This window comes from Streptomyces sp. NPDC001728, assembly GCF_040297565.1.
Lineage (GTDB): Bacteria > Actinomycetota > Actinomycetes > Streptomycetales > Streptomycetaceae > Streptomyces.
This window is the reverse complement of the sequence record NZ_JBEOZK010000016.1, coordinates 91,423-117,650: the sequence shown is the minus strand read 5'-3', so window position 1 is coordinate 117,650 and position 26,228 is coordinate 91,423. Positions and strand designations below refer to the sequence as shown.

The following is a 26,228-nucleotide window of genomic DNA, read 5'->3' as shown; positions in this document are numbered from 1 at the left end:
GGTGCCCCTCAGGGGCGCCGCGGCCGTATCGTTGTTCTGTTCCCCGTACCCGATGGAAAGGCCGCGGCCCGTGCAGATCAAGACCCCCGAGCAGATCGCGAAGATGCGCGAGGCGGGGCTGGTCGTCGCCGCCATTCACGCGGCGACCCGTGAGGCGGCCGTGCCGGGCGCCACGACGAAGGACCTCGACGAGGTCGCGCGGAAGGTCATCGCCGACCACGGGGCGAAGTCGAACTTCCTCGGATACGGCGGGTTCCCCGCGACGATCTGCACCTCGGTCAACGAGGTCGTCGTCCACGGCATCCCCGACGACAAGACCGTCCTCAAGGACGGCGACATCATCTCCATCGACGCGGGCGCGATCGTGGACGGCTGGCACGGTGACGCGGCCTACACGGCCTTCGTGGGCACCGGGCACGCGCCGGAGCTGGTCGAGCTCTCCCGGGTCACGGAGGAGTCGATGTGGGCCGGTATCGCGGCCATGAAGCTCGGCAACCGCCTGGTCGACATCTCGAAGGCGATCGAGACGTACATCAAGCGGCAGCCGCGGCCGGCGGTCGGCGACCACAGCCTCGGCCGCTACGGGATCATCGAGGACTACGGCGGCCACGGCATCGGCACCGAGATGCACATGGACCCGCACCTGCTGAACTACGTCTCCCGCAAGCGTGGCAAGGGCCCGAAGCTGGTCCCGGGCCTCTGCCTGGCGATCGAGCCGATGGTCTCCCTGGGCACGCCCGGTACGGAGGTCCTCAAGGACGACTGGACGGTCATCACGACCGACGGCACCTGGTCCTCCCACTGGGAGCACTCCATCGCCCTCACGGAGGAAGGCCCCCTGGTCCTCACCGCGGTCGACGGCGGCAAGGCCAAGCTGGCCGAGCTGGGTGTGACGGCGGCGCCGGATCCGCTCGCGTAGGAGTACGTTTGAATTTTCTACGGCGTGGTGACTTGCGTAAGGATCAGTTCGGGTGGGCAGACTTCCCGATTCGTCTTTTCCTGGGGCCTGACGTAGACTGATGCGTCGGCTCTCGTGTACCCGTGTGTCCGCACGCGGCGGCGGGAGTCGATCAAGGTAGCCGATTCGAAAGGCGAAGCGTGGCCAAGAAGCAAGGTGCCATCGAAATCGAGGGCACCGTGATCGAGTCCCTCCCGAACGCCATGTTCAAGGTGGAGCTCCAGAACGGTCACAAGGTCCTCGCGCACATCTCCGGCAAGATGCGGATGCACTACATCCGAATCCTCCCGGACGACCGGGTCGTCGTGGAGCTCTCTCCGTACGACCTGACGCGTGGCCGGATCGTCTACCGGTACAAGTAGATCTTGCCCGCACCCCGCCTCCGCGCGCGGGTGGTGGCACTGACCCGGAGAACCTCACATCCCATGAAGGTCAAGCCGAGCGTCAAGAAGATCTGCGACAAGTGCAAGGTGATCCGCCGTCACGGCCGGGTCATGGTCATCTGCGACAACCTGCGCCACAAGCAGCGCCAGGGCTGACGCACGCCGACCGACCTGCATATCGCAGTTCTTCGCGCGACGCATAGCAATACGTACATACGCAGAGCCCGTCGGGCCGTGTTCCACGGTTGACGGCACCTCCGGCGGGGGCCGGGGACCCGGACGTACCACTCCTTTCCATAGGAGTCGGCGGCCGGGAGCGGTTCTGCAGCAGACCCCCGAGAACACAGGAGCCATTGAATGGCACGCGTTTCCGGTGTTGACATCCCGCGCGAAAAGCGCGTGGTGGTCGCACTCACCTACGTCTTCGGTATCGGGCGTACCCGGTCCGAGGAGATTCTCGCCGCGACCGGCGTGAACCCGTCCACCCGTGTCCGCGAGCTTGCCGAGGAAGACCTCGTCAAGATCCGCGAGTACGTGGACGCCAACCTCCAGACCGAGGGTGACCTCCGCCGCGAGATCGCCGCCGACATCCGCCGCAAGGTCGAGATCGGCTGCTACCAGGGTCTGCGCCACCGTCGTGGCCTGCCCGTCCGCGGCCAGCGCACCAGCACGAACGCTCGTACCCGCAAGGGCCCGCGTCGCGCCATCGCCGGCAAGAAGAAGCCGGGCAAGAAGTAGTCCTCAGCGGACGCTTGACCAAGCGGTCTTCGCTGTAGGACCGACCACCTCCCGTAGGAGATATAGATGCCCCCCAAGGGTCGTCAGGGCGCTGCCAAGAAGGTGCGCCGCAAGGAAAAGAAGAACGTCGCTCACGGCCACGCGCACATCAAGAGCACGTTCAACAACACGATCGTCTCGATCACGGACCCCTCGGGCAACGTGATCTCCTGGGCCTCCGCCGGCCACGTCGGCTTCAAGGGCTCGCGCAAGTCCACCCCCTTCGCCGCGCAGATGGCCGCCGAGTCGGCCGCCCGCCGCGCGCAGGAGCACGGCATGCGCAAGGTCGACGTCTTCGTCAAGGGTCCCGGCTCCGGCCGTGAGACCGCGATCCGCTCCCTCCAGGCCACGGGCCTCGAGGTCGGTTCGATCCAGGACGTCACCCCCACGCCGCACAACGGCTGCCGTCCCCCCAAGCGCCGCCGCGTCTGACGCTCCGGCTGCTTGACCAGGGATTTTCGGGCGGTGCGTCCCCTTTGGGGGCGTACCGCCCGTACCCTTGCATACGTAGTACCCGTCGGGCGTCAAATAGTGGGCGTCCACGACTGAAGGAATCACAGACATGCTGATCGCTCAGCGTCCGTCGCTGACCGAAGAGGTCGTCGACGAGTTCCGCTCCCGGTTCGTCATCGAGCCGCTGGAGCCGGGCTTCGGCTACACCCTCGGCAACTCCCTCCGCCGCACCCTCCTCTCGTCGATCCCCGGCGCTGCTGTCACCAGCATCCGCATCGACGGTGTCCTGCACGAGTTCACCACCGTGCCGGGCGTCAAGGAGGACGTGACCGACCTCATCCTCAACATCAAGCAGCTGGTCGTCTCCTCGGAGCACGACGAGCCCGTCGTGATGTACCTGCGCAAGCAGGGCCCGGGTCTGGTCACCGCCGCCGACATCGCGCCCCCGGCCGGTGTCGAGGTGCACAACCCCGACCTCGTCCTCGCCACGCTCAACGGCAAGGGCAAGCTGGAGATGGAGCTGACCGTCGAGCGCGGTCGCGGCTACGTCTCCGCCGTGCAGAACAAGCAGGTGGGCCAGGAGATCGGTCGTATCCCGGTCGACTCCATCTACTCCCCGGTGCTCAAGGTCACGTACAAGGTCGAGGCGACCCGTGTCGAGCAGCGCACCGACTTCGACAAGCTGATCGTCGACGTCGAGACCAAGCAGGCCATGCGCCCGCGTGACGCCATGGCGTCCGCCGGCAAGACCCTGGTCGAGCTGTTCGGTCTGGCGCGCGAGCTCAACATCGACGCCGAGGGCATCGACATGGGCCCGTCCCCCACGGACGCCGCCCTGGCCGCCGATCTCGCGCTGCCGATCGAGGAGCTCGAGCTCACCGTTCGTTCGTACAACTGCCTCAAGCGCGAGGGCATCCACTCCGTGGGTGAGCTCGTGGCGCGCTCCGAGGCCGACCTGCTCGACATCCGCAACTTCGGTGCGAAGTCGATCGACGAGGTCAAGGCGAAGCTGGCCGGTATGGGCCTCGCGCTGAAGGACTCGCCTCCCGGCTTCGACCCGACCGCAGCGGCGGACGCCTTCGGCGCCGACGACGACGCGGACGCGGGTTTCGTGGAGACCGAGCAGTACTAAGAGCTCGGGCCTCACGGTCCGTACTCGGGTGCGGGAGCGCTGTGCTTGATCGCGCAGTTCCCCTCGCCCCTTCCGGCCTCGCCCCTTCGGGGCTTGGTCGGATCTCCGACGGGTGACCGCCCGCTCGGACACTGACATCGGTACCTCATACGGCCGGTGCAGATCACAAGGAGAATCACCATGCCGCGTCCCGCGAAGGGTGCCCGCCTCGGCGGTTCCGCCGCGCACGAGAAGCTGCTCCTCGCCAACCTGGCGAAGTCGCTCTTCGAGCACGGCCGCATCACCACGACCGAGGCCAAGGCCCGTCGCCTGCGTCCGGTCGCCGAGCGCCTGATCACCAAGGCGAAGAAGGGCGACATCCACAACCGTCGCCTGGTGCTGCAGTCGATCACCGACAAGGGGATCGTCCACACCCTCTTCACCGAGATCGCCCCGCGTTACTCGGAGCGTCCGGGTGGTTACACCCGTATCACCAAGATCGGCAACCGTCGTGGCGACAACGCCCCGATGGCCGTGATCGAGCTGGTCGAGGGCGAGATCGCCAAGAAGGCGACCGTCGCCGAGGCCGAGGCCGCCACCGTGCGCGCCGTCAAGGAGGCCGACGCGGCCGCCGAGGCTCCGGCCGAGTCCGTCGAGGACTCGACCAAGTAAGACGTCGTGAAGGACGCGTAGGCGTTCCGGCCGACTGTTCTCGTGAGCGGGCCCGTACCCCCTTGGGGTGCGGGCCCGTTCCCGTGTGTCTGAGAGGATCTCCGCGTGAGCGATGACGTGCAGGACGGGTTCGTACGGGTTCGGCTTGACCTGTCGTACGACGGCAGGGACTTCTCCGGCTGGGCCAAGCAGGCCGGCGGGCGGCGGACGGTGCAGGGGGACATCGAGGACGCCCTGCGGACCGTGACCCGGTCCAAGGAGACGTACGAGCTGACCGTGGCCGGCCGCACCGACTCCGGGGTCCACGCACGCGGCCAGGTCGCCCATGTCGACCTGCCGGCCGAGCTGTGGGCCGAGCACCGCGACAAGCTGCTGAGGCGGCTCGCGGGGCGCCTCTCCCACGACGTACGGGTGTGGTCCCTGACCGAGGCCCCCAGCGGCTTCAACGCGCGGTTCTCCGCGATCTGGCGCCGCTACGCCTACCGCGTCACCGACAACCCCGGCGGGGTCGACCCGCTGCTGCGCGGCCACGTCCTGTGGCACGACTGGGCCCTCGACATGGACGCCATGAACGAGGCCGCCACCGCGCTCGTCGGCGAGCACGACTTCGCCGCGTACTGCAAGCGGCGCGAGGGCGCCACCACCATCCGCACCCTGCAGGAGCTGCGCTGGGAGCGGCGGCCCGACGGTGTGATGGAGGCCACGGTGAAGGCGGACGCCTTCTGCCACAACATGGTCCGCTCGCTCGTCGGCGCCCTGCTGTTCGTCGGCGACGGGCACCGGCCGGTGGACTGGCCGGGCAAGGTCCTGGCGGCGGGGGTGCGGGACTCGGCCGTGCACGTCGTACGGCCGCACGGGCTCACCCTCGAAGAGGTGGGCTACCCCGCCGACGAGCTCCTGGCCGCCCGGAACCTGGAGGCCAGGAACAAGCGGTCACTCCCCGGGAGCGCCGGCTGCTGCTGAGGCCTGGGAGCGGCCCCGGGCGTAGATCTGGTTGAAGGTGAAGGTGCCCAGGTCGTCGCTGGCCTGGAAGACGGCCTTGTCGGCCTTGGTGACCTTCTTGCCGTCGGCGAAGCCGGCCTGGGTGAAGTACGCGTAGCGGCCGACCGAGTTCGAGCGGCGCAGACAGACCGTGGCGTGGCAGAAGTCACCCACGCCGGCGCCGGCCAGCGGGGAGACGCCGCCGGTGGCCTGGTTCTTCGCCTTGAGGGCCGCGGCCTCCGAGGGGAAGACGGCGACGCCGACGGTGATCGCCACGCCGTCCTTCACATAGGTGGCGCGGAGCACCCGCTGGCAGCCGTTGTTCTTCAGGACGGTGCCGAGACCGCCTTGGGTGACGGCCGCGCAGTTCGTCGTGGCGGAGGTCGCGCCCTTCTTGTAGGGGCGCTTGTTCATCGTGAGCTTCTTGCCCGGGAAGAGGCCCTCCGCGCTCAGTGGGGCCTTGTCCTTCTTCGGGTCCGAGATGTAGTCCTTCGGGTTCGGCGGGGGCGGCGGCGCCACCGACGAGAAGGTCGGCTCCGGGGTGGGGGAGGCGGTGGGGGCGGCCGTGCCGGTGGGCCCCCCGGCGGTCGCGGCCTCGTCGTTCTTCTTGCCGCTCGCCACCACGGCGGTGGCGACGATCGCGCCGACGACGACCGCGGCCACCGCGCCGCCGCCGATCATCAGCCAGCGCTTGCGCCGGTTACGGGAGGCCGAGGCATCGGCCAGGGCGCCCCAGTCGGGGGTGCTCCCGCCGCCCTGGGCGCCCGGGAAGGGGTCCGGCTGCCCGCCGCCGTATCCGGGCTGCCCGCCGTGGCCCTGCTGCGGTCCGTGGCCGGTCTGACCGCCGTATCCGGGCTGCTGCCCGTATCCCTGCTGCGGCTGTCCGCCGTACCCCTGCTGCCCCTGCTGCTGCGGCTCTTGCGGCCACTGCGGTCCCCCAAAGCTCATGCCGCGCATCCTAAACCGGTTGGGCCCGGCCGACGCGGGCGGCGACAATGCACCTCATGGGACATGTCGAGGCCGCGCATCTTGAGTACTACCTTCCCGACGGGAGGGTCCTCCTCGGGGACGCCTCCTTCCGGGTCGGGGAGGGCGCCGTGGTCGCCCTCGTCGGGGCCAACGGCGCCGGGAAGACCACACTGCTCCGGATGATCGCCGGAGAGCTCCAGCCGCACGGCGGCTCCGTCACCGTCAGCGGCGGGCTCGGCGTGATGCCGCAGTTCGTCGGCTCCGTACGGGACGAGTCCACCGTCCGTGACCTGCTGGTCTCGGTGGCGCAGCCGCGCATCCGGGAGGCCGCGAAGGCCGTCGACGAGGCCGAGCACCTGATCATGACGGTCGACGACGAGGCCGCGCAGATGAAGTACGCGCAGGCCCTCAGCGACTGGGCCGAGGTGCAGGGGTACGAGGCCGAGACCCTCTGGGACATCTGCACCATGGCCGCGCTCGGCATGCCGTACGACAAGGCGCAGTTCCGGGAGGTGCGGACGCTCTCCGGCGGCGAGCAGAAGCGGCTGGTCCTCGAGTACCTGCTGCGCGGCCCCGACGAGGTGCTGCTCCTCGACGAGCCGGACAACTACCTCGACGTGCCCGGCAAGCGGTGGCTGGAGGGCCGGCTGCGGGAGACCCGCAAGACCGTGCTCTTCATCTCCCACGACCGGGAGCTGCTCTCCCGGGCCGCCCAGAAGATCGTCGCGGTCGAGCCCGGCCCGGCCGGCTCGGACGTGTGGGTGCACGGTGGTGGCTTCGGCACCTTCCACGAGGCGCGGCGCGAGCGGTTCGCGCGCTTCGAGGAGCTGAAGCGGCGCTGGGACGAGGAGCACGCGCGGCTGAAGGCGCTGGTCTTCAAGCTGCGGCAGCAGGCGGCGATCAGCCCCGACATGGCGTCGCGGTACCGGGCGATGCAGACGCGGTTCAAGAAGTTCGAGGAGGCGGGTCCGCCGCCGGAGCCGCCGCGCGAGCAGGACATCCGGATGCGGCTGCGCGGGGGCCGGACCGGGGTGCGGGCCGTGACCGTCGAGAACCTCGAGCTGACCGGTCTGATGAAGCCGTTCTCGCTGGAGATCTTCTACGGGGAGCGGGTCGGCGTCCTCGGCTCGAACGGGTCGGGCAAGTCGCACTTCCTGCGGCTGCTCGCGGGGGATCCGTCGGTCGCCCACACGGGTACGTGGAAGCTGGGCGCGCGGGTCGTGCCGGGGCACTTCGCCCAGACCCACGCGCACCCGGAGCTGACCGGGCGCCCGCTCGTCGACATCCTGTGGACGGAGCACGCCAAGGACCGGGGCGGGGCGATGTCGATGCTGCGCCGGTACGAGCTGGAGCGGCAGGGCGACCAGTCCTTCGACAGGCTCTCCGGGGGTCAGCAGGCGCGGTTCCAGATCCTGCTCATGGAGCTGGCCGGGACGACGGCGCTGCTGCTCGACGAGCCGACGGACAACCTGGACCTGGAGTCGGCGGAGGCCCTGCAGGAGGGCCTTGAGTCGTACGACGGGACGGTGCTGGCCGTGACCCACGACCGGTGGTTCGCGAAGAGCTTCGACCGGTTCCTGGTCTTCGGCTCGGACGGGGTCGTACGGGAGACGAGCGAGCCGGTGTGGGACGAGCGGCGGGTCGAGCGGGCGCGGTGACCTCGGGCGGTCGGCGGTCGGTGTCCCGGGGCGTTTTGACCCGTCGGGGGGCGCGCGGGTAGTGTTGCGGTTTGTTATGCGTAGTGGCTTCGTCGTTCTCAGGCGAACGGCCCTTACGCAGGTTCCCTGGAGCAGTTACCAGTGGCTCGCATACGGGCGGTGTCCCGGCAGTGCAGGCCCAAGCTGCATGATCGCTTCAGGTGTGTCTGGACTCCATCCACTGAAGAAGCGAAGGCTACGAAGTGCGTACGTACAGCCCCAAGCCCGGCGATGTCACTCGCCAGTGGCACATCATCGACGCGCAGGACATCGTCCTGGGCCGTCTGGCGACCACGGCTGCGAACCTCCTCCGAGGCAAGCACAAGCCGGTCTACGCCCCGCACATGGACATGGGCGACTTCGTCATCATCATCAACGCTGACAAGGTCCACCTGTCCGGCAACAAGAAGACCCAGAAGCTGGCGTACCGCCACTCCGGCTTCCCGGGTGGTCTGCGCTCCGTCCGTTACGACGAGCTGCTGTCGAAGAACCCCGAGAAGGCCGTCGAGAAGGCCATCAAGGGCATGATCCCCAAGAACACCCTGGGCCGTCAGATGATCTCGAAGCTGAAGGTCTACGCGGGCGAGAACCACCCGCACGCTGCTCAGCAGCCGGTTCCGTTCGAGATCACCCAGGTCGCGCAGTAGTTCCGGCCACACCCCCTAAGAACGAAAGAAATCTGAGGAGAATCGTGGCCGAGACCACCCCCGAAACCCCCGTCGACGAGTTCGAGGGCGTTGAGGAGTACACCACCGAGACCGAGCTCGTCGAGGGTGAGTACACCTCCGAGTCGCTCGCGTCCCGCTTCGGCGACCCGCAGCCGGCCGCCGGCCTGGGCCGTCGCAAGAACGCCATCGCCCGCGTCCGGATCGTTCCGGGCACCGGCAAGTGGAAGATCAACGGTCGCACCCTTGAGGACTACTTCCCCAACAAGGTGCACCAGCAGGAAGTCAACGAGCCCTTCAAGGTGCTCGAGCTCGACAACCGCTACGACGTCATCGCCCGCATCGCGGGTGGCGGTGTCTCCGGTCAGGCCGGCGCCCTGCGCCTCGGCGTGGCCCGTGCGCTGAACGAGGCGGACGTCGAGAACAACCGCCCGGCGCTCAAGAAGGCCGGCTTCCTCTCCCGCGACGACCGTGCGGTCGAGCGCAAGAAGGCCGGTCTCAAGAAGGCCCGTAAGGCTCCGCAGTACAGCAAGCGTTAATCGCCTGCTCGGTCTGCTTTCGTACGCCCCGGCGGCACTGCCCGTGCCGTCGGGGCGTACGTTTTTTCATAAGCTCTTTCGTCACCTCTTTCATCTTTCATCAGCTTGGGCACGTATTTTCGGAGGACAGCTGTGGGACGACTCTTCGGCACGGACGGCGTGCGCGGTGTGGCCAACGCGGACCTGACGGCGGAGCTGGCGCTCGGCCTGTCGGTCGCGGCGGCGCATGTGCTCGCCGAGTCGGGCACCTTCGAGGGCCACCGGCCGACCGCCGTGGTCGGGCGGGACCCGCGTGCGTCCGGAGAGTTCCTGGAAGCGGCCGTCGTGGCGGGACTCGCCAGCGCCGGTGTCGACGTGCTGCGCGTCGGCGTGCTGCCCACCCCGGCCGTGGCCCACCTCACCGGCGTCCTCGGCGCCGACCTCGGCGTGATGCTCTCCGCCAGCCACAACGCCATGCCCGACAACGGCATCAAGTTCTTCGCGCGCGGCGGCCACAAGCTCGCCGACGACCTCGAGGGCAAGATCGAGTCGGTCTACGAGGAGCACCGCACCGGCGCCCCCTGGGAGCGTCCGACCGGTTCCGGCGTCGGCCGGGTCCGTGACTACGACGAGGGCTTCGAGACGTACGTCTCCCACCTCCTCGCCGTCGTCCCCAACCGGCTCGACGGCCTCAAGGTCGTCCTCGACGAGGCCCACGGCGCCGCCGCCCGCGTCTCGCCCGAGGCCTTCACCCGGGCCGGCGCGCAGGTCGTCACCATCGGCGCCGAGCCGGACGGCCTCAACATCAACGACGGCTGCGGCTCCACCCACCTGGGGCTGCTCCGCGCCGCCGTCGTCGAGCACGGCGCCGACCTGGGCATCGCCCACGACGGCGACGCCGACCGCTGCCTCGCGGTGGACGCCGCGGGCAACGAGGTCGACGGCGACCAGATCCTCGCCGTGCTCGCCCTCGCCATGCGCGAGGCCGGGACGCTGCGCGGTGACACCGTCGTCGCGACCGTCATGTCGAACCTGGGCTTCAAGCTCGCCATGGAGGGCGCGGGCCTGAACCTCGTCCAGACCGCGGTCGGCGACCGGTACGTGCTGGAGTCCATGAAGGAGCACGGCTACGCGCTCGGCGGCGAGCAGTCCGGGCACGTCATCGTGCTCGACCACGCCACCACCGGCGACGGCACCCTCACCGGCCTCATGCTGGCGGCCCGCATCGCCGCCACCGGCAGGTCGCTCGCGGACCTCGCCGGGGTGATGGAGCGGCTGCCGCAGATCCTGATCAACGTCCCCGACGTCGACAAGGCCCGGGTGAAGACCTCCGGCGACCTGGCCGCCGCCGTCGCCTCCGCCGAGCAGGAGCTCGGCTCCACCGGCCGCGTCCTGCTGCGCCCCTCCGGCACCGAGCCGCTGGTCCGCGTGATGGTCGAGGCGGCCGACATCGAGCAGGCCCGCGCGGTCGCGCAGCGGCTCGCGGATGTCGTGAAGTCGGCGCTGGGCTAGGCTTTCTGAGGCACCGTCATGCTCCGACGAGAGGCCCCGCCGCACCGGACGTCCGGTACGGCGGGGCCTCTTCGCGTGCTCAGCCCCTGCGCAGCCTGTGTCGCAGCCGGCCGCGCTGGGTCCGCCACAGCCGCTTCTGCAGGAACAGCGTCGCCGTTCCCGCCAGCATGATCCCCAGCAGGTTGAGCAGCAGCTGCTGGATCGAGCCCCACATCTGTCCGACCTCGCCGTAGCTGAGCGCCACCGCCGCGTTCGCCGCCGCCGGGACCGTCGTCACCGAGATCGCCACGCCCACCAGCGCGCCCGACTTGGACGAGGTCAGCGAGAGGGTGCCGGCCGCGCCCGCGAGGAGCGCCACCACGAAGGAGAACAGGTCCGGCTGCCAGATGAAGCTGGTCTGCGGGCGCTGCGCGTCGAGCATGGACTGACTGAACTGGTTCAGCCGGTCCATGACCAGGCTGAACACGGTCGTCGCCAGGATCGCCGTAGCGAAGCCGATGAGCAGCGCCATCAGCGAGCGCGCCGCCAGTTTCGGCGCCCGCTGCACGATCGCCGTACACACCCCGGCGAGCGGGCCGAACTCCGGGCCGACCGCCATGGCGCCCACGATCAGGATCGCGTTGTCCAGGACGACACCGCAGGCCGCGATCATCGTCGCCAGGCCCATGAACGAGAGGTACGTGAAGGAGAGCGTCGACTCCTCGTGGGTCGCCTCCGCCAGCTGCTCCCAGATGACCGCGTCCGCGCCCTCGCCCGGGGCCTCCCGCTCGGCCGTGTCCGCCCGGGTCGACATCGACAGGTCGATGCCGTCCACCGCGATCGAGCCGTCCTGATCGATCCTCATTTCGCGCAGTCCGTGCAGGAGTTCGTCGGCCGCCTCGCGGGCCGTGTCGCACATGACCACGTCGCCGTGGGGGTCTCTGGCCACGCCCGGCAGCACCACGAGGTGGGTGGTGCCGACCGTCGACTCGATCAGCGCGATCGCGGACGTGGTGCGGTCCGGCGGGACGATCATCCGTAGATGCAACATGCCCTGAGCTTACGAAGGTCAGAGCTTGCGCAGGCTCAGGCGCTGCACCTTGTGGTCGGGGCCCTTGCGGACGACGAGGGTCGCCCGGCCGCGGGTCGGGGCCACGTTCTCCAGGAGGTTCACCTTGTTGATGGTCCGCCACATGGTCCGGGCGTAGTCGAGGGCCTCGTCCTCGGAGACCTGCGTGTAGCGCTGGAAGTACGAGGACGGGTTCTGGAAGGCGGTGTCGCGGAGCTTGCGGAAGCGGTTGAGGTACCAGCGCTCGATGTCCTCCGGCCGCGCGTCGACGTACACCGAGAAGTCGAAGTAGTCGGCGAGGCCGACGCGGGTGCGGCCGTCCTGGCCCGGAAGCGCGGGCTGGAGGACGTTCAGCCCCTCCACGATGAGGATGTCCGGGCGGCGGACGACGAGCCGCTCGTCGGGCACGCGGTCGTAGATCAGGTGCGAGTAGACCGGGGCGGAGACCTCCTCCTTGCCCGCCTTGATGTCGGCGACGAAGCGGGTCAGGGCCCGGCGGTCGTACGACTCGGGGAAGCCCTTACGGGACATCAGCCCGCGCGCCTTCAGCTCCTCCATCGGGTAGAGAAAGGCGTCGGTGGTGACCAGCTCCACGCGCGGGTGCTCGGGCCAGCGGGCGAGGAGGGCCTGCAGGAGGCGGGAGACCGTCGACTTGCCGACGGCGACGGAACCGGCGACCCCTATGACGAAGGGGGTGCCGCGCTGCTCGGCGCTCTCGCCGAGGAAGGTGTTGAGGGCCCCGCGCAGCCCGCTGGTGGCCTGCACGTACAGGTTGAGCAGCCGGGACAGGGGGAGATAGATGTCCCGCACCTCGTCGAGGTCGATGACGTCCCCGAGACCGCGGAGCCGCTCGACCTCGACGGCGGTCAGCGGCAGGGGCGTCTTGTCACGCAGGGCGCTCCACTCGGCCCGGGTGAGGTCGACGTAGGGGCTCGCCCCGCTGGCGCTTCGTGGCGGCGAAGTGATCACCTCGCCATTGTCGGGGGTCGAGGAGGTTCACGGGACTCCGCGGGCCGTGGGCTGGGTCACGCGACAAAAGCCCTCCTCCGGCCCCGGCCGGAGGGGTGAGCCCGTCCGACGGCGCTCCCGGGGGACGTCGCCGACGCGCAGACCGCCGGGCTGGGCCGACTCCGGCCCTCCGGGCACCTTCCGCCGTACGCTTCCGTCATGTGCGGAATCGTGGGATACGTCGGCGGGCAGTCGGCGCTTGATGTGGTGGTCGCGGGCCTCAAGAGGCTCGAATACCGGGGCTACGACTCGGCCGGTGTCGCGGTGCTCTCCGACGGGGGGCTGGCCGCGGCCAAGAAGGCGGGCAAGCTCGTCAACCTGGAGAAGGAACTCGTCGACCGGCCGCTGGCCGGCGGGTCCGTGGGCATCGGACACACCCGCTGGGCCACCCACGGCGGGCCGACCGACGTCAACGCCCACCCGCACCTGGACAACGCGGGGCGGGTCGCCGTCGTCCACAACGGCATCATCGAGAACTTCGCCGGCCTGCGCGCGGAGCTCACCGAGCGCGGCCACGACCTGGCGTCCGAGACGGACACCGAGGTCGTGGCCCACCTCCTCGCGGAGGAGTTCTCCTCCGCCGGCGAGCTGGCGGAGGCCATGCGGCTGGTGTGCCGGCGACTCGAAGGGGCCTTCACCCTGGTCGCGGTGCACGCCGACCAGCCGGACGTCGTCGTCGGCGCCCGCCGGAACTCCCCGCTGGTCGTCGGCGTCGGCGAGGGAGAGAACTTCCTCGCCTCCGACGTGTCCGCCTTCATCGCCCACACCCGTTCGGCGATCGAGCTCGGTCAGGACCAGGTCGTCGAGCTGACCAGGGACGGCGTCACCGTCACCGACTTCGACGGTGCCCCCGCGGACGTACGGGCCTTCCACGTCGACTGGGACGCCTCGGCCGCCGAGAAGGGCGGCTACGACTACTTCATGCTCAAGGAGATCGCCGAGCAGCCGAAGGCCGTCGCCGACACCCTCCTCGGCCGGATCGACGGCACCGGCCGGCTGACCCTCGACGAGGTGCGCATCCCGGACGCCGTGCTCCGCGAGGCCGACAAGATCGTCATCATCGCCTGCGGCACCGCCTTCCACGCGGGACTCATCGCCAAGTACGCCATCGAGCACTGGACCCGCATCCCCTGCGAGGTCGAGCTCGCCAGCGAGTTCCGCTACCGGGACCCGATCCTCGGGCAGAAGACCCTGGTCATCGCGATCTCGCAGTCCGGCGAGACCATGGACACGCTGATGGCGCTGCGGCACGCGCGCGAGCAGGGTGCGAAGGTGCTCGCCGTCTGCAACACCAACGGCTCGACGATTCCACGGGAGTCGGACGCCGTCCTCTACACCCACGCCGGGCCCGAGGTCGCCGTCGCGTCGACCAAGGCCTTCCTCACCCAGCTGGTCGCCTGCTACCTCCTCGCGCTCTACCTCGGGCAGGTGCGCGGCACCAAGTGGGGCGACGAGATCCGCGCCGTCGTCCGCGAACTCGCCCGCATCGGCGACGAGGTGGAGCGGGTCCTGGAGACCATGGAGCCGGTCCGGGCCCTCGCCCGCTCGCTCGCCCACAAGAACACGGTCCTCTTCCTCGGCCGGCACGTCGGCTACCCGGTCGCCCTCGAAGGCGCCCTGAAACTCAAGGAACTGGCGTACATGCACGCCGAGGGCTTCGCCGCCGGAGAGCTCAAGCACGGGCCGATCGCGCTCATCGAGGAGGACCTGCCGGTCGTCGTGGTGGTGCCCTCGCCCAAGGGCCGCTCCGTCCTCCACGACAAGATCGTCTCCAACATCCAGGAGATCCGGGCGCGCGGTGCCCGGACGATCGTGATCGCCGAGGAGGGCGACGAGACGGTCGTCCCGTACGCCGACCACCTCGTCCGCATCCCCGCCACGCCTACGCTGCTCCAGCCGCTGGTCTCCACGGTGCCGCTCCAGGTCTTCGCCTGCGAGCTCGCCACCGCGCGGGGCAACGAGGTCGACCAGCCGCGCAACCTGGCCAAATCGGTGACCGTGGAGTGAGTGGTAAATGATCATTGGGGTGGGGATCGACGTGGCGGAGATCGACCGCTTCGCCGCGTCGATCGAACGGACGCCGGGGCTGCTCCAGCGTCTCTTCGTCGAGAGCGAGCTGCTGCTGCCCAGCGGGGAGCGGCGCGGACCGGCCTCGCTCGCGGTGCGGTTCGCCGCGAAGGAGGCGGTGGCGAAGGCGCTCGGCGCGCCGGGCGGACTGCACTGGACGGACGCCGAGGTGTACGTCGAGGGAACCGGGCAGCCGAGGCTCCGGGTGCGGGGCACGGTGGCGGCGCGGGCGGCGGAGCTGGGCGTGAAGCACTGGCACGTCTCGCTGAGCCATGACGCGGGGGTCGCCTCGGCGGTGGTGATCGCGGAGGGCTGAGCCCGGCCGCGCGGCTGCGGCCCTTACGTACGGGCCCGTGCGTGGGCCCGTACGGGGGCTCCCTTACGGCGGAGCCTGTACGGCGGTCCCGTACGGGTGCTCCCGTACGGCGGTCCCGTACGGGTGCTCCCGTACGGCGGTCCCGTACCTGGGCTCCCGTACGGCGGTCCCGTACGGGGAGCGTTCCTCCGGCGCGGGCGGCAGACTGCTGACCATGCGTACCGCTTACCGCGTGGAGACCGTACGGGCCGCCGAGGCCGCTCTCATGGCCCGCCTCCCCGAGGGCGCCCTGATGATGCGGGCCGCCGCCGGGCTCGCCGCCGCCTGCTGCTCACTGCTCGGCAAGGGACGGGTGTACGGGTCCCGGGTCGTCCTCCTCGTCGGCAGCGGCGACAACGGCGGCGACGCCCTGTACACCGGGGCCCGGCTCGCCCGGCGCGGCGCCGGGGTCACCGCCGTCCTGCTCGGCACCCGCGCCCACGGCGCCGGGCTCGCCGCGCTCCGGGCGGCCGGGGGACGCGTCGCCGAAGACCCCTTCGAACCGCTCGCCACCGCCGACCTGGTCCTCGACGGCATCACCGGCATCGGCGGGCGCGGCGGGCTCCGGCCCGAAGCCGTGCCCGTCGCCCGTGCCGCGCGCGGCTCCGACGCCGTCGTCGTCGCCGTCGACCTGCCCAGCGGCGTCGACGCGGACACGGGCGAGGTGGCGGGGGAGGCCCTGCGCGCCGACGTGACCGTCACCTTCGGTACGTACAAGCCCGGGCTCCTCGTCGACCCGGCACGGGAGTACGCGGGCGCCCTGCGCCTCGTCGACATCGGGCTCGGCGACGAACTGCCCGGCGTGCCCGACCTGGAGGCGCTCCAGCACCTGGACGTGGCACGGCTGCTGCCCGTACCGGGCGCCGCGAGCGACAAGTACCGGCGCGGGGTCCTCGGCGTCGTCGCCGGGTCCGCCCGCTACCCGGGGGCGGCGGTCCTCACCGTCGCGGCGGCGCTGCGCGGCGGGGCCGGCGCGGTCCGGTACGTCGGCCCGGCCGCCGACGCGGTGATCGCCCGGCACCCCGAGACGCTGGTCCACGCCGGGCCCCCGGACCGGGCCGGGCGCGTCCAGGCCTGGGTGGTCGGGCCCGGACTCGGCGACGGGCCGGGTGTCGCGGAGGTCCTCGCCTCCGACGTGCCGGTGCTCGTCGACGCCGACGGGCTGCGGGACCTCGACCCCGCCCTCGTACGGGCCCGCAGCGGCCCGACCCTGCTCACCCCGCACGCGGGAGAGGCGGCGGCGCTGCTCGGCGCGTCACGGGAGGAGGTCGAGGCGGGCCGGCTCGCGGCGGTACGCGAACTGGTGGGCAGGTTCGGGGCGACGGTGCTGCTCAAGGGCTCGACGACGCTGGTGCACGGGCCGGAGGGCGGTCCCGTACGGGTGAACCCCACCGGGACCGGCTGGCTGGCCACGGCCGGCAGCGGCGACGTCCTCTCCGGGCTCGCGGGCTCGCTCCTGGCGGCCGGTCTGCGCCCGGTGGACGCGGCCTCGTGCGCCGCGTACCTCCACGGTCTCGCGGCCCGGCGGGCGTCGGAGGAACGCGGACCTGTGACGGCGGGGGAGGTCGCCGAGGCGCTGGGGGGCGCGTGGCGGGACGTACGCGCCTAAGTCCTCGTACGGGCCTGGGTCCTCGTTTCCCCCACCCGGCGAAACCCGTTGCCCCACCCGCGTCTCCCGGCGCGCTGCTTCCCCGCGGTGGGGTGGGCGGGGTGACCAGAGGGAGAAGGCGCGTCGCGCCGCCGTCATGGCCTCTTGCCACCCCGCTCGTGCCCTTCCACGGCGTCTGCGGGCAGCTCGCCACGCCCACCGGCAGCCGGGGCCGCGTGAGTCTCAGCTATCGCAAGGCCGGGAAACTCTGGGACGTGCTGCGCAAGGGTGACCGGGTCTACATCTGGGGAAAGCGGCCCGCGGGCTGACACCTGAGAGACTGGGCGCGATGACTGAGACACCGCCGCCCCGCAGAGCCCGCGCCGAGATCGACCTCGGTGCGCTGCGTGCGAACGTCCGCACGCTGCGCGCCCGCGTCGCCCCCCACGTCCGGATCATGGCCGTGGTCAAGGCCGACGCGTACGGACACGGCGCGGTGCGCTGCGCCCGCGCCGCCCTGGACGCGGGCGCGGACTGGCTCGGTACGGCCACCCCGCACGAGGCGCTCGCGCTGCGCGCCGCCGGGATCACGGATGTGCCGGTGATGTGCTGGCTCTGGACGCCGGGCGACCCCTGGGACCGGGGCATCGAGGCCGGTCTCGACATGTCCGTGAGCGGGCTGTGGGCCCTGGAGGAGGTCGTCGAGGCGGCCCGCACCACCGGGGGGACGGCCAGGATCCAGCTCAAGGCCGACACCGGCCTCGGGCGCAACGGCTGCCAGCCCGCCGACTGGCCCGAGTTGGTGGAGCGGGCGCTGAAGGCCGAGGCCGAGGGCCTGGTCAAGGTCACCGGGCTCTGGTCGCACTTCGCGTGCGCCGACGAACCCCACCACCCCTCGATCGCCGCGCAGCTCGACGTCTTCCGCTCGATGCTCGACCACGCCGAGACGGCGGGCGTCCGGCCCGAGGTCCGGCACATCGCCAACTCGCCGGCCACCCTCACCCTCCCCGAGGCCCACTTCGACCTGGTGCGGCCGGGGATCGCGATGTACGGCGTCTCGCCGAGCCCGGAGCTCGGCACCTCCGCCGAGCTGGGGCTCCGGCCGGTGATGTCGCTCAAGGCGAGCGTCGCCCTGGTGAAGCGGGTCCCGGCCGGGCACGGCGTCAGCTACGGCCACCACTACGTCACCGACGCGGAGACGACCCTCGGTCTCGTCCCGCTCGGCTACGCCGACGGCGTCCCCCGGCACGCCTCGGGCCGCGGCCCCGTCCTGGTCGCCGGCACCGTCCGTACGGTCGCCGGGCGGGTCGCCATGGACCAGTTCGTCGTCGACCTCGGCGGGGAGGAGCCCGCGCAGGGCACCGAGGCCGTGCTGTTCGGCCCCGGCGACGGGGGCGAACCGACCGCCGAGGACTGGGCGGTGGCCGCCGACACCATCGCGTACGAGATCGTCACCCGGATCGGCGCGCGCGTCCCGCGCGTGTACCTGGGCGAGTAGAGGGGGCCCCGTGGGCGAGTCCAGCAGCACCGGTACCTGGCGGCGCGCCGGATTCGCCGGCGCCGCGATAGGCGTGCTGGCGGCGGGCGCGGCGGCCGGGGTGGCCGTCGAGCGGCTCACCGTCGGGCGTTCCGTACGGCAGAAGGCACGGCTGGCCCTGGACGCCACCGGCCCTTACGGGGGGCTGCGAGGGACGCCGGGACGGGCGCTCGCGGAGGACTCGACCGTCCTCTACTACGAGGTCGACGAGGTCGCGGACGACACTCCGCCGGCCCGCCGCCGAAGGCTCTTCGGGCGCAAGGAGCCCGCCCCGGTCACCGTCGTCTTCAGCCACGGCTACTGCCTGAACCAGGACTCCTGGCACTTCCAGCGGGCCGCGCTGCGCGGTCTGGTCCGTACCGTCCACTGGGACCAGCGCAGCCACGGCCGCTCGGGCCAGGGCGTCTCGCAGTCGGGGCCCGACCCGGTGCCCGTCTCCATCGACCAGCTGGGCCGCGACCTCAAGGCGGTCCTCGACGTGGCGGCGCCCGAGGGGCCGCTCGTCCTCGTCGGGCACTCGATGGGCGGCATGACGATCATGGCGCTGGCGGACCGGTACCCGGAGTTCGTCCGTGAGCGGGTCGTCGGCGTCTCCTTCGTCGGCACCTCCGCGGGGAACCTCGGAGAGGTGTCGTACGGGCTGCCGATCGCCGGAGTCAACGCCGTCCGGCGGGTCCTGCCGGGGGTCCTGCGGGCGCTGGGCTCGCAGGCGGAGCTGGTCGAGCGGGGCCGGCGGGCGACGGCGGACCTGTTCGCCGGGCTGATCAAGAAGTACTCGTTCGCGTCGAAGGACGTGGACCCGGCGGTGGCCCGGTTCGCGGAGCGGATGATCGAGTCGACCCCGATCGACGTGGTCGCCGCCTTCTATCCGGCCTTCGCCGAGCACGACAAGGCTGCGGCGCTGGCCGTCCTGAGCGAGCTTCCGGTGCTGGCGCTGGCCGGGGACCACGACCTGGTGACCCCCAGCTCGCACACCGAGGTCATCGCGGGGCTGCTCCCGGACGCGGAGCTGGTCATCGTCCCCGACGGGGGCCATCTGGTGATGCTGGAGCACCCGGAGGCGGTCACCGACCGCCTCGCGGACCTGCTGGTACGGGCGGGGGCCGTGCCGGCGACGGCGGAGCCTGACCCCCGCAACGGCTAAGTTGGCGGGTATGGAAGCAGCGCACCCGCCCGTCTCCGGCGCCACCCTCTCCGTCGACTCCCCCCAGCAGATGCAGGAGCTCGGCCGCAGCCTCGCGAAGATCCTCCGCCCCGGCGACCTCGTCATGCTCACCGGCGAGCTGGGGGCCGGGAAGACCACCCTCGCCCGGGGCCTCGGTGAGGGCCTCGGGGTGCGCGGGGCCGTCACCTCGCCGACCTTCGTCATCGCCCGCGTCCACCCGTCGCTGGTCGGCGGCCCGGCCCTGGTGCACGTGGACGCGTACCGCCTCGGCGGCGGTCTCGACGAGATGGAGGACCTCGATCTGGACGTCTCGCTGCCCGATTCGGTGGTCGTCGTCGAGTGGGGCGACGGCAAGGTCGAGGAGCTGACCGACGACCGGCTGCACCTCCTGATCCACCGGGTCACCGGCGACACCGACGACGACCGGCGCACGGTCGTGCTGCGCGGGATCGGGGCGCGCTGGGCCGACGCGGACCTGGCCGCGCTCTGAGCGGCGCTCCGTAGATTCCGACAACGTGTCGGGAAGGTGTTGCGTGCTTCGTGCGTGCCGTGGTGACATGGAGGCACGAGCTGGTTAGGTGTACCTAACCTACGGGAGGCATGCATGGCGACGCCGGAGCACGCGGAACCCGCCCGGGACCACGTCCCGATGAGTGAGCTGCTGGCGTCCTGCGCGGCGGCACGGGCGCTCTCGACCCCGCCGCGCAGAACGCCGGAGCGATACGACGAGGAGCCTTCGGGCGAGCCGGAGGCCGAGCCGGCGCGTCCGGTGGTGCGCGGCGAGGCCGCGTAGCCCTGACCGGGGCCCGTCCGGCAGGCCCCGCGCGAGGACGGCCTACGCGACGACGACGACCTTCGCGCCGATCACCGCGAACGTCCACAGCGCGTCGCCGTCGGTCCGCTTCATGCGGATGCCGCCCGTCCTCTTCGACGCGTCCGGGGCCGGCGTCGAGCCGTCGACCGCCGAGCTGAACCCGATCGCCACGTCCTGCGTCATCGCGAACCGCACGACGTGCTCGATCTGCACCCCGTCCGAACCGCGGACCGAGCCCGAGCGGGACGTCACGCGGTACGCCCCCGGCACCGGGTGCACGGTGCTCGGCATCACCGTGAACGTCCGGGTCGCCTTGCCCTTCGCGTCGACCAGCCACACGCGGCGGTCGTCGAGCGCGTACACGACCCGCTCGCCGCTGCCCGAGTCGGCGGGGACGGCGAGGGGGTTCTTGGCGGGTTTCCTGGGGCCGCCGCTCGGCGAGACCGAGGGCGCGGCGCTGCTCGGCGTCCGGGGATCGGCCGACGGATTCGCGGGAGCGTTCGCCGAGGCCTGGTAGGCCAGGAAGCAGACCGCGGCGACGGCCACCGCCGTGAGCCCGGCCACGAATCCCGAGCTGCTCCGTGCCACCGTGCCCACCTCTCGTACGAACGTTTCGAAGGGTGACGGTAGCAGCCGGGGGAGCGCGGGGCGGGGCACCGTGCCCGGGAGCCGTAGGCTGTTCGCGTGCTGTTGCTCGCCATGGATACCGCCACCCCCGCCGTCACCGTCGCCCTCCACGACGGCGAGGCCGTCGTCGCCTCCTCGGCCCAGGTCGACGCCCGCCGTCACGGGGAGCTGCTGCTGCCCGCCGTCGACCGGGTCCTCGCCGAGGCCGGGCTGAAGCTCGACGCGGTCACCGGCATCGTCGTCGGCGTCGGACCGGGGCCGTACACCGGACTCCGGGTCGGCCTCGTCACGGCCGCCGCCTTCTCCTCCGCGCTCGGCGTACCGGTCCACGGCCTGTGCACCCTCGACGGCCTCGCGTACGCCTCCGGGCTCGACGGTCCCTTCGCCGTCGCCACGGACGCGCGCCGCAAGGAGGTCTACTGGGCGCGGTACGAGGACTCCCGTACGCGCGTGACCGACGCGGCCGTCGACCGGCCCGCCGAGATCGCCGAGCGGCTCGCGGGCCTCCCGGTCGTCGGCGCGGGCGCCCGCCTCTACCCGGAGGCCTTCCCCGACGCCCGCGACCCCGAGCACCAGTCGGCGGCCGGGCTCGCCGCCCTCGCGGCGGAGAAGCTGGCGGCCGGCCCCTCGGCGGACGGCGACGACGGCTTCCTGGAGCCGCTGCCGATGTATCTGCGCCGCCCCGACGCGCAGGTGCCCAAGAACTACAAGGTGGTCACCCCCAAGTGACCGGCGCCGTGGAACTGCGCGAGATGCGCTGGTGGGACATCGCACCGGTGCTCGCTCTGGAGGACGAGCTGTTCCCCGAGGACGCCTGGTCGGCGGGGATGTTCTGGTCGGAGCTGGCGCACTCCAGGGGCCCCGGCGCCACCCGCCGCTACCTCGTGGCGGAGAACGGCGAGGGACGGCTCGTGGGGTACGCCGGGCTCGCCGCCGCAGGCGGCCTTGGCGACGTGCAGACCATCGCCGTCGCCCGCGACCAGTGGGGCACGGGCCTCGGCGCCCGGCTCCTCACCGACCTGCTCCAGCACGCCACCGCCTTCGAATGCGAGGAGGTCCTCCTCGAAGTGCGCGTGGACAACACCAGGGCCCAGAAGCTCTACGAGCGCTTCGGCTTCGAGCCCATCGGTTTCCGGCGCGGCTACTACCAGCCCGGAAACGTGGACGCGCTCGTGATGCGACTGACCGTTCAAGGAACCGGGACTGAGATCTGATGGCCGTACGACCCCTGGCTGGACCGACTGATGGCTGCTGACGAACCGCTCGTACTCGGTATCGAGACCTCCTGCGACGAGACCGGCGTCGGCATCGTCCACGGGACCACGCTCCTCGCGGACGCCGTCGCGTCCAGCGTCGACACCCACGCCCGCTTCGGCGGCGTCGTGCCCGAGATCGCCTCCCGCGCCCATCTGGAGGCGATGGTCCCGACGATCGAGCGCGCCCTGAAGACGGCCGGCGTCTCCCCGAAGGACCTCGACGGCATCGCGGTCACGGCCGGTCCCGGCCTGGCGGGCGCGCTGCTCGTCGGCGTCTCGGCGGCCAAGGCGTACGCGTACGCCCTCGGCAAGCCGCTCTACGGCGTCAACCACCTGGCCTCGCACATCTGCGTCGACCAGTTGGAGCACGGCAAGCTGCCCGAGCCGACGATGGCCCTCCTCGTCTCCGGCGGCCACTCCTCGCTGCTGCTCTCCTCGGACATCACCTCCGACGTCCGCCCGATGGGCGCCACCATCGACGACGCCGCCGGCGAGGCCTTCGACAAGATCGCCCGGGTGCTGGACCTCGGCTTCCCCGGCGGTCCGGTCATCGACCGGCTCGCCAAGGAGGGCGACCCGGCCGCCATCGCGTTCCCGCGCGGTCTGAGCGGCTCCAGGGACCCCGCGTACGACTTCTCCTTCTCCGGCCTCAAGACCGCCGTGGCCCGCTGGATCGAGGCCAAGCGCGCGGCCGGCGAGGACGTGCCGGTGCGGGACGTGGCCGCGTCCTTCCAGGAGGCCGTCGTGGACGTCCTCACCCGCAAGGCCGTCCGGGCCTGCAAGGACGAGGGCGTCGACCATCTGATGATCGGCGGCGGCGTCGCCGCCAACTCGCGGCTCCGGGCCCTCGCCCAGGAGCGCTGCGAGCGGGCCGGCATCCGGCTGCGCGTCCCCCGGCCCGGTCTGTGCACCGACAACGGCGCGATGGTCGCGGCCCTCGGCTCCGAGATGGTCGCCCGCAACCGGCCGGCCTCCGACCTGGAGCTGTCCGCCGACTCCTCGCTGCCGGTGACGGACCCGCACGTGCCGGGCGCGCACGCGCACTCCCACGACCACGATCATGTGCACGAGGTCAGCAAGGAGAACCTGTACCCGTGACGACGGTGACCCTGATGTGGGAGGCGCGGGCCGCCCAGGGGCGTGGCGCCGAGCTCCTGGAGTGGGCCAGGGCCCAGGTCCTCGCGCGCGAGCCGCTGCGCCGGGAGCTGTTCCGCGCACCCCAGGACCGGGTCCTCGTCCTCACCTGGTGGGAGGCGGCGGCCTTCGACGCGGAGCTGCCGGAACTGCCCGAGCCGGACGCGGAGCTGATCACCCGACCGGTCCACCGCTGGCGCTTCGAATCGGTCGAATAGGCGACTATCGAGCAACCTTTCGAGCGGGCCGGGCATCCCACCATGCGTGAAGAAGACGATCGTGCTGTGGGCGGCCCTCACCGCCGCCGCCCTGCTGGTGACCGGCTGCGCGGCGGGGGACCCGGCCGGTCCCGCGCCCGCGGGGAAGAAGACGCCCGCGGTGGGGCCGTCCGCCGGTGCGGGCGAGGCCGCCGGTGCGGGCGAGGCGGGTGAGGCCGCCGGGGTGCCCGAGGCGGCCAGGGCCGCCACTGCCGCCGCGTACCGGAAGTGGGGGCTCAAGCCCTTCCCCGCACCGCCCGCCCCGCCCGCGGTCAAGCCGGTGAGCCGCAAGCCGGGCGGTCCCGTGCCCGTGATCAGCGAGATACCCACCACCGAGAAGATCGTCTTCATCACGATCGACGACGGGGCCGAGAAGGACCCCGCGTTCGTCACGATGATGAAGGACCTCAAGGTCCCGGTCACGATGTTCCTCACCGACGCGGCCATCCGGGGCGACTACCCGTACTTCGCCCCGCTCGTCGCCCAGGGGCACGGGCTCGCCAACCACACCCTCACCCACCCCAACCTGCGCACCCTCTCCCAGGAGGCCCAGCGCCGGGAGATCTGCGGCCAGCGGGACAAACTGACGCAGCGGTACGGCAGGGCCCCGCGCCTCCTCCGTCCGCCCTACGGCAACTGGAACGAGGCCACGCGCGCGGCGGCAGGGGAGTGCGACGTCGACGCGATCGTGCTCTGGCGCGAGTCCATGCAGATCAAGAACATGCAGTACCAGCGCGGCGACCGGAAGCTGCACCCCGGCGACATCATCCTGGCCCACTTCCGGGGCCCCTCCGAGCTCAAGGGCCGGACGATGACCGAGATGACGGCGACGATGCTGCGCCGCGTCCAGGAGCAGGGCTTCACGGTGGCGCGCCTGGAGGACTACGTCTGAGAAATCTCCCGGGCGCGGTGTCGATGCGGGACGGGCCCGTTCGACGTATGAGTGAGAGGCGGGGAACAGCCCCGCCACCGCACCCCCGAGGAGCCACCATGCCCCGCTACCTCTCCCTGGTCCGCATCGAGGAGAACACCATCGACATGGCGGACGCCGACCCCGGCTTCGAGGAGCGCATGGGCGCCCTCTTCGAGGAGATCACCAAGGCCGGCGTCATGCTGGACACGGCGGGCCTCAAGCCGACCGCCGAGGCGGCCAGGATCACCTGGTCGGACGGGAAGCTGTCGTACACGGACGGGCCTTTCACCGAGACCAAGGAGGTCGTCGGCGGCTACGCCCTGATGCAGTGCAAGGACATGGCCGAGGCGATGGAGTGGTCCAGGCGCTTCCTGGCGGTGCACCCGGCGCACTGGACGGTGGGCCTGGAGGTCCGCGAGATCGAGGAGATGCCGGGCGGCTGAGCCCGGCCCGCTGCCGGTCCGCTGTCGGTGCCGTGTGCTGTCATGTGAGGTGTGACGGCACACGGCACCGACGCGGTGGAGAGCACCCTCGACACGGTCTTCCGCATGGAGTCCCCGCGGATCGTCGCCACCGCGGCGCGCATCGTCCGCGATGTCGGCATCGCCGAGGAGATCGCACAGGACGCCCTGGTCGCCGCCCTGGAGCAGTGGCCGCTGACGGGGGTCCCCGAGCGGCCGGGCGCCTGGCTGACGGCCACCGCCAAGCACCGCGCCGTCGACCTCGTGCGGCGCCGCGAGACATATGCGCGCAAGCTCGCCGAGGTCGGCAGGACCCTCACGGAGGAGTCGTACGACCCGGAGCCGTCAGGACCCGGCGACATCGACGACGACGTGCTGCGGCTGGTCTTCACCACCTGCCACCCGGTGCTCTCCGCCGAGGCGCGGGCGGCGCTGACCCTGCGGCTCGTCGGCGGGCTCCGTACGGACGAGATCGCCCGCGCCTTCCTCGCCCCGGAGGCGACCGTCGCGGCGCGGATCACCCGCGCGAAGCGGACGCTCGCCAAGGCCGGCGTGGAGTTCGAGGTGCCGTACGGGGAGGACCGGGCGGCCCGCCTCGGGTCCGTCCTCGAAGTCGTCTACCTCATCTTCAACGAGGGGTACGCGGCGACCGCCGGCGACGAACTGCTGCGGCCCGGCCTGTGCGAGGACGCGCTGCGGCTGGCCCGGGTCCTCGCCGCGCTCGTACCGCAGGAGGGGGAGGCGCAGGGCCTGGCCGCTCTGCTGGAGCTCCAGGCCTCCCGGACCGCGGCCAGGACCGGGCCCGACGGGCGGCCGGTGCTGCTCGCCGCGCAGGACCGGCGACGCTGGAACCGGCTGCTCGTCCGGCGCGGGTACGACGCCCTGGCGCGGGCCGGGGACGGCCGCTCGTACGGGCCGTACGCCCTGCAGGCCGCCATCGCCGCCTGTCACGCGCGGGCCGCCTCGTACGAGGAGACCGACTGGGCGACGATCGCCGCGCTCTACGGGCGGCTCGGCGTCCTCGCCCCTTCCCCGGTCGTCGAGTTGAACCGCGCGGTCGCCGTGTCGATGGCGCTGGGCCCGGCGGCGGCCCTCCCGCTGGTCGACGCCCTCACCGCCGAACCGGCCCTGGCTCGCTACCACTTGCTGCCGAGCGTCCGGGGCGACCTGCTGGCCAGGCTGGGGCGTACGGCGGAGGCCCGCGCGGAGTTCGAACGGGCGGCGGCCCTCACCCGCAACGAGAGCGAACGGGCGCTGCTGCGGGCGAAGGCGGGGCGGTCGGGGGAGTCGCGGGAGGCTTAG

At 71.7% G+C, this 26,228-nt stretch carries 31 protein-coding genes; 26 read left to right on the top strand and 5 right to left on the bottom strand.

The window, feature by feature from the left end; genetic code table 11:
• Positions 1 to 52: 52 nt before the first annotated feature.
• The 8 genes from map to truA all read left to right on the top strand — a co-directional run bounded on the left by map (position 53) and on the right by truA (position 5,317).
• Complete coding sequence (gene map / locus ABT154_RS23320) at positions 53 to 919, top strand: type I methionyl aminopeptidase (RefSeq protein ID WP_502969571.1); 867 nt, start codon at positions 53 to 55, stop codon at positions 917 to 919.
• Positions 920 to 1,098: 179 nt separating this feature from the next.
• Entirely contained in the window at positions 1,099 to 1,320 is a 222-nt protein-coding gene (gene infA / locus ABT154_RS23315; RefSeq protein ID WP_003956442.1) for a translation initiation factor IF-1, read from the top strand.
• A gap of 63 nt (positions 1,321 to 1,383) precedes the next feature.
• Positions 1,384 to 1,497 (top strand): 50S ribosomal protein L36, encoded by a 114-nt coding sequence (rpmJ, locus tag ABT154_RS23310; RefSeq protein ID WP_003956441.1) that lies wholly within the window; start codon positions 1,384 to 1,386, stop codon positions 1,495 to 1,497.
• A gap of 201 nt (positions 1,498 to 1,698) precedes the next feature.
• Positions 1,699 to 2,079 (top strand): 30S ribosomal protein S13, encoded by a 381-nt coding sequence (gene rpsM / locus ABT154_RS23305; RefSeq protein WP_030214048.1) that lies wholly within the window; start codon positions 1,699 to 1,701, stop codon positions 2,077 to 2,079.
• A gap of 66 nt (positions 2,080 to 2,145) precedes the next feature.
• Complete coding sequence (rpsK, locus tag ABT154_RS23300) at positions 2,146 to 2,550, top strand: 30S ribosomal protein S11 (RefSeq protein ID WP_003956432.1); 405 nt, start codon at positions 2,146 to 2,148, stop codon at positions 2,548 to 2,550.
• A gap of 130 nt (positions 2,551 to 2,680) precedes the next feature.
• Positions 2,681 to 3,703 (top strand): DNA-directed RNA polymerase subunit alpha, encoded by a 1,023-nt coding sequence (locus tag ABT154_RS23295; protein ID WP_003966937.1) that lies wholly within the window; start codon positions 2,681 to 2,683, stop codon positions 3,701 to 3,703.
• 180 nt (positions 3,704 to 3,883) lie between these two features.
• Positions 3,884 to 4,354 carry a 50S ribosomal protein L17 gene (gene rplQ / locus ABT154_RS23290; protein ID WP_351858756.1) on the top strand — a complete coding sequence of 157 codons (471 nt, stop codon included), beginning with the start codon at positions 3,884 to 3,886 and terminating at the stop codon, positions 4,352 to 4,354.
• Positions 4,355 to 4,459: 105 nt separating this feature from the next.
• Positions 4,460 to 5,317, top strand: a complete 858-nt coding sequence (gene truA, locus ABT154_RS23285; RefSeq protein WP_351858755.1) for a tRNA pseudouridine(38-40) synthase TruA — start codon at positions 4,460 to 4,462, stop codon at positions 5,315 to 5,317.
• Here truA and ABT154_RS23280 read toward each other — a convergent pair.
• Complete coding sequence (locus ABT154_RS23280) at positions 5,288 to 6,283, bottom strand: hypothetical protein (RefSeq protein WP_351858754.1); 996 nt, start codon at positions 6,281 to 6,283, stop codon at positions 5,288 to 5,290. The genes truA and ABT154_RS23280 overlap by 30 nt on opposite strands.
• Positions 6,284 to 6,330: 47 nt before the next feature.
• Between ABT154_RS23280 and ABT154_RS23275 the strand changes: the two genes are divergently transcribed.
• The 4 genes from ABT154_RS23275 (at position 6,331) to glmM (ending at position 10,696) form a co-directional block, all read left to right on the top strand.
• On the top strand, positions 6,331 to 7,962 hold the full coding sequence (locus tag ABT154_RS23275; protein WP_351858753.1) for an ABC-F family ATP-binding cassette domain-containing protein: 1,632 nt from the start codon (positions 6,331 to 6,333) through the stop codon (positions 7,960 to 7,962).
• 242 nt (positions 7,963 to 8,204) lie between these two features.
• Positions 8,205 to 8,648: a 50S ribosomal protein L13 gene (rplM, locus tag ABT154_RS23270; RefSeq protein ID WP_030318630.1), complete on the top strand. Its 444-nt coding sequence runs from the start codon at positions 8,205 to 8,207 to the stop codon at positions 8,646 to 8,648.
• Positions 8,649 to 8,692: 44 nt separating this feature from the next.
• Positions 8,693 to 9,205, top strand: coding sequence for a 30S ribosomal protein S9 (gene rpsI / locus ABT154_RS23265; protein ID WP_015035601.1), 513 nt, complete (start codon positions 8,693 to 8,695; stop codon positions 9,203 to 9,205).
• Between the two features lie 132 nt (positions 9,206 to 9,337).
• The gene (gene glmM / locus ABT154_RS23260; protein ID WP_351858752.1) at positions 9,338 to 10,696 is read left to right on the top strand and encodes a phosphoglucosamine mutase; all 1,359 of its coding nucleotides are present in this window, start codon (positions 9,338 to 9,340) and stop codon (positions 10,694 to 10,696) included.
• Positions 10,697 to 10,775: 79 nt separating this feature from the next.
• Here glmM and ABT154_RS23255 read toward each other — a convergent pair whose 3' ends face one another.
• Positions 10,776 to 11,726, bottom strand: a complete 951-nt coding sequence (locus ABT154_RS23255; RefSeq protein WP_351858751.1) for a DUF389 domain-containing protein — start codon at positions 11,724 to 11,726, stop codon at positions 10,776 to 10,778.
• An 18-nt stretch (positions 11,727 to 11,744) separates the two neighbouring features.
• Positions 11,745 to 12,713, bottom strand: a complete 969-nt coding sequence (coaA, locus tag ABT154_RS23250; RefSeq protein ID WP_351858750.1) for a type I pantothenate kinase — start codon at positions 12,711 to 12,713, stop codon at positions 11,745 to 11,747.
• 198 nt (positions 12,714 to 12,911) lie between these two features.
• On the opposite strand from coaA, the gene glmS reads away from it, so the two are divergent.
• Together glmS and ABT154_RS23240 are read left to right on the top strand one after the other, a co-directional pair.
• Positions 12,912 to 14,759 carry a glutamine--fructose-6-phosphate transaminase (isomerizing) gene (glmS, locus tag ABT154_RS23245; RefSeq protein ID WP_351858749.1) on the top strand — a complete coding sequence of 616 codons (1,848 nt, stop codon included), beginning with the start codon at positions 12,912 to 12,914 and terminating at the stop codon, positions 14,757 to 14,759.
• Positions 14,760 to 14,766: 7 nt separating this feature from the next.
• Positions 14,767 to 15,135 carry a holo-ACP synthase gene (locus ABT154_RS23240; RefSeq protein WP_351858748.1) on the top strand — a complete coding sequence of 123 codons (369 nt, stop codon included), beginning with the start codon at positions 14,767 to 14,769 and terminating at the stop codon, positions 15,133 to 15,135.
• Positions 15,136 to 15,198: 63 nt separating this feature from the next.
• Here the strand turns inward: ABT154_RS23240 and ABT154_RS23235 are convergent, their stop codons facing one another.
• The gene (locus ABT154_RS23235; protein ID WP_351858747.1) at positions 15,199 to 15,351 is read right to left on the bottom strand and encodes a hypothetical protein; all 153 of its coding nucleotides are present in this window, start codon (positions 15,349 to 15,351) and stop codon (positions 15,199 to 15,201) included.
• On the opposite strand from ABT154_RS23235, the gene ABT154_RS23230 reads away from it, so the two are divergent.
• From ABT154_RS23230 to ABT154_RS23210, 5 genes are all read left to right on the top strand, one after another.
• A complete protein-coding gene (locus tag ABT154_RS23230) occupies positions 15,350 to 16,783 on the top strand; it encodes an NAD(P)H-hydrate dehydratase (RefSeq protein WP_351858746.1) in 1,434 nt (477 codons plus the stop codon). The two genes, ABT154_RS23235 and ABT154_RS23230, sit on opposite strands and share 2 nt — an antisense overlap.
• A gap of 328 nt (positions 16,784 to 17,111) precedes the next feature.
• On the top strand, positions 17,112 to 18,260 hold the full coding sequence (alr, locus tag ABT154_RS23225) for an alanine racemase (protein ID WP_351858744.1): 1,149 nt from the start codon (positions 17,112 to 17,114) through the stop codon (positions 18,258 to 18,260).
• Positions 18,261 to 18,270: 10 nt separating this feature from the next.
• A complete protein-coding gene (locus tag ABT154_RS23220; RefSeq protein ID WP_351858743.1) occupies positions 18,271 to 19,443 on the top strand; it encodes an alpha/beta fold hydrolase in 1,173 nt (390 codons plus the stop codon).
• A gap of 10 nt (positions 19,444 to 19,453) precedes the next feature.
• Positions 19,454 to 19,954, top strand: coding sequence for a tRNA (adenosine(37)-N6)-threonylcarbamoyltransferase complex ATPase subunit type 1 TsaE (gene tsaE / locus ABT154_RS23215; RefSeq protein WP_351858742.1), 501 nt, complete (start codon positions 19,454 to 19,456; stop codon positions 19,952 to 19,954).
• Positions 19,955 to 20,068: 114 nt separating this feature from the next.
• Positions 20,069 to 20,257: a hypothetical protein gene (locus tag ABT154_RS23210; RefSeq protein ID WP_351858741.1), complete on the top strand. Its 189-nt coding sequence runs from the start codon at positions 20,069 to 20,071 to the stop codon at positions 20,255 to 20,257.
• 42 nt (positions 20,258 to 20,299) lie between these two features.
• On the opposite strand, the gene ABT154_RS23205 is transcribed toward ABT154_RS23210, so the two are convergent.
• Positions 20,300 to 20,866, bottom strand: a complete 567-nt coding sequence (locus ABT154_RS23205; protein ID WP_351858740.1) for a hypothetical protein — start codon at positions 20,864 to 20,866, stop codon at positions 20,300 to 20,302.
• A gap of 96 nt (positions 20,867 to 20,962) precedes the next feature.
• Here ABT154_RS23205 and tsaB point away from each other — a divergent pair, with 96 nt between their 5' ends.
• The 7 genes from tsaB to ABT154_RS23170 all read left to right on the top strand — a co-directional run bounded on the left by tsaB (position 20,963) and on the right by ABT154_RS23170 (position 26,228).
• Positions 20,963 to 21,634, top strand: coding sequence for a tRNA (adenosine(37)-N6)-threonylcarbamoyltransferase complex dimerization subunit type 1 TsaB (tsaB, locus tag ABT154_RS23200; protein ID WP_351858739.1), 672 nt, complete (start codon positions 20,963 to 20,965; stop codon positions 21,632 to 21,634).
• A 23-nt stretch (positions 21,635 to 21,657) separates the two neighbouring features.
• Entirely contained in the window at positions 21,658 to 22,119 is a 462-nt protein-coding gene (rimI, locus tag ABT154_RS23195) for a ribosomal protein S18-alanine N-acetyltransferase (protein ID WP_351858788.1), read from the top strand.
• 30 nt (positions 22,120 to 22,149) lie between these two features.
• Positions 22,150 to 23,259, top strand: a complete 1,110-nt coding sequence (gene tsaD, locus ABT154_RS23190; protein WP_351858738.1) for a tRNA (adenosine(37)-N6)-threonylcarbamoyltransferase complex transferase subunit TsaD — start codon at positions 22,150 to 22,152, stop codon at positions 23,257 to 23,259.
• 14 nt (positions 23,260 to 23,273) lie between these two features.
• Positions 23,274 to 23,513 (top strand): hypothetical protein, encoded by a 240-nt coding sequence (locus tag ABT154_RS23185; RefSeq protein WP_317878931.1) that lies wholly within the window; start codon positions 23,274 to 23,276, stop codon positions 23,511 to 23,513.
• Between the two features lie 46 nt (positions 23,514 to 23,559).
• Complete coding sequence (locus ABT154_RS23180) at positions 23,560 to 24,444, top strand: polysaccharide deacetylase family protein (RefSeq protein ID WP_351858737.1); 885 nt, start codon at positions 23,560 to 23,562, stop codon at positions 24,442 to 24,444.
• 98 nt (positions 24,445 to 24,542) lie between these two features.
• Complete coding sequence (locus ABT154_RS23175; protein WP_317878964.1) at positions 24,543 to 24,908, top strand: YciI family protein; 366 nt, start codon at positions 24,543 to 24,545, stop codon at positions 24,906 to 24,908.
• A 105-nt stretch (positions 24,909 to 25,013) separates the two neighbouring features.
• A complete protein-coding gene (locus ABT154_RS23170; protein WP_351858786.1) occupies positions 25,014 to 26,228 on the top strand; it encodes an RNA polymerase sigma factor in 1,215 nt (404 codons plus the stop codon).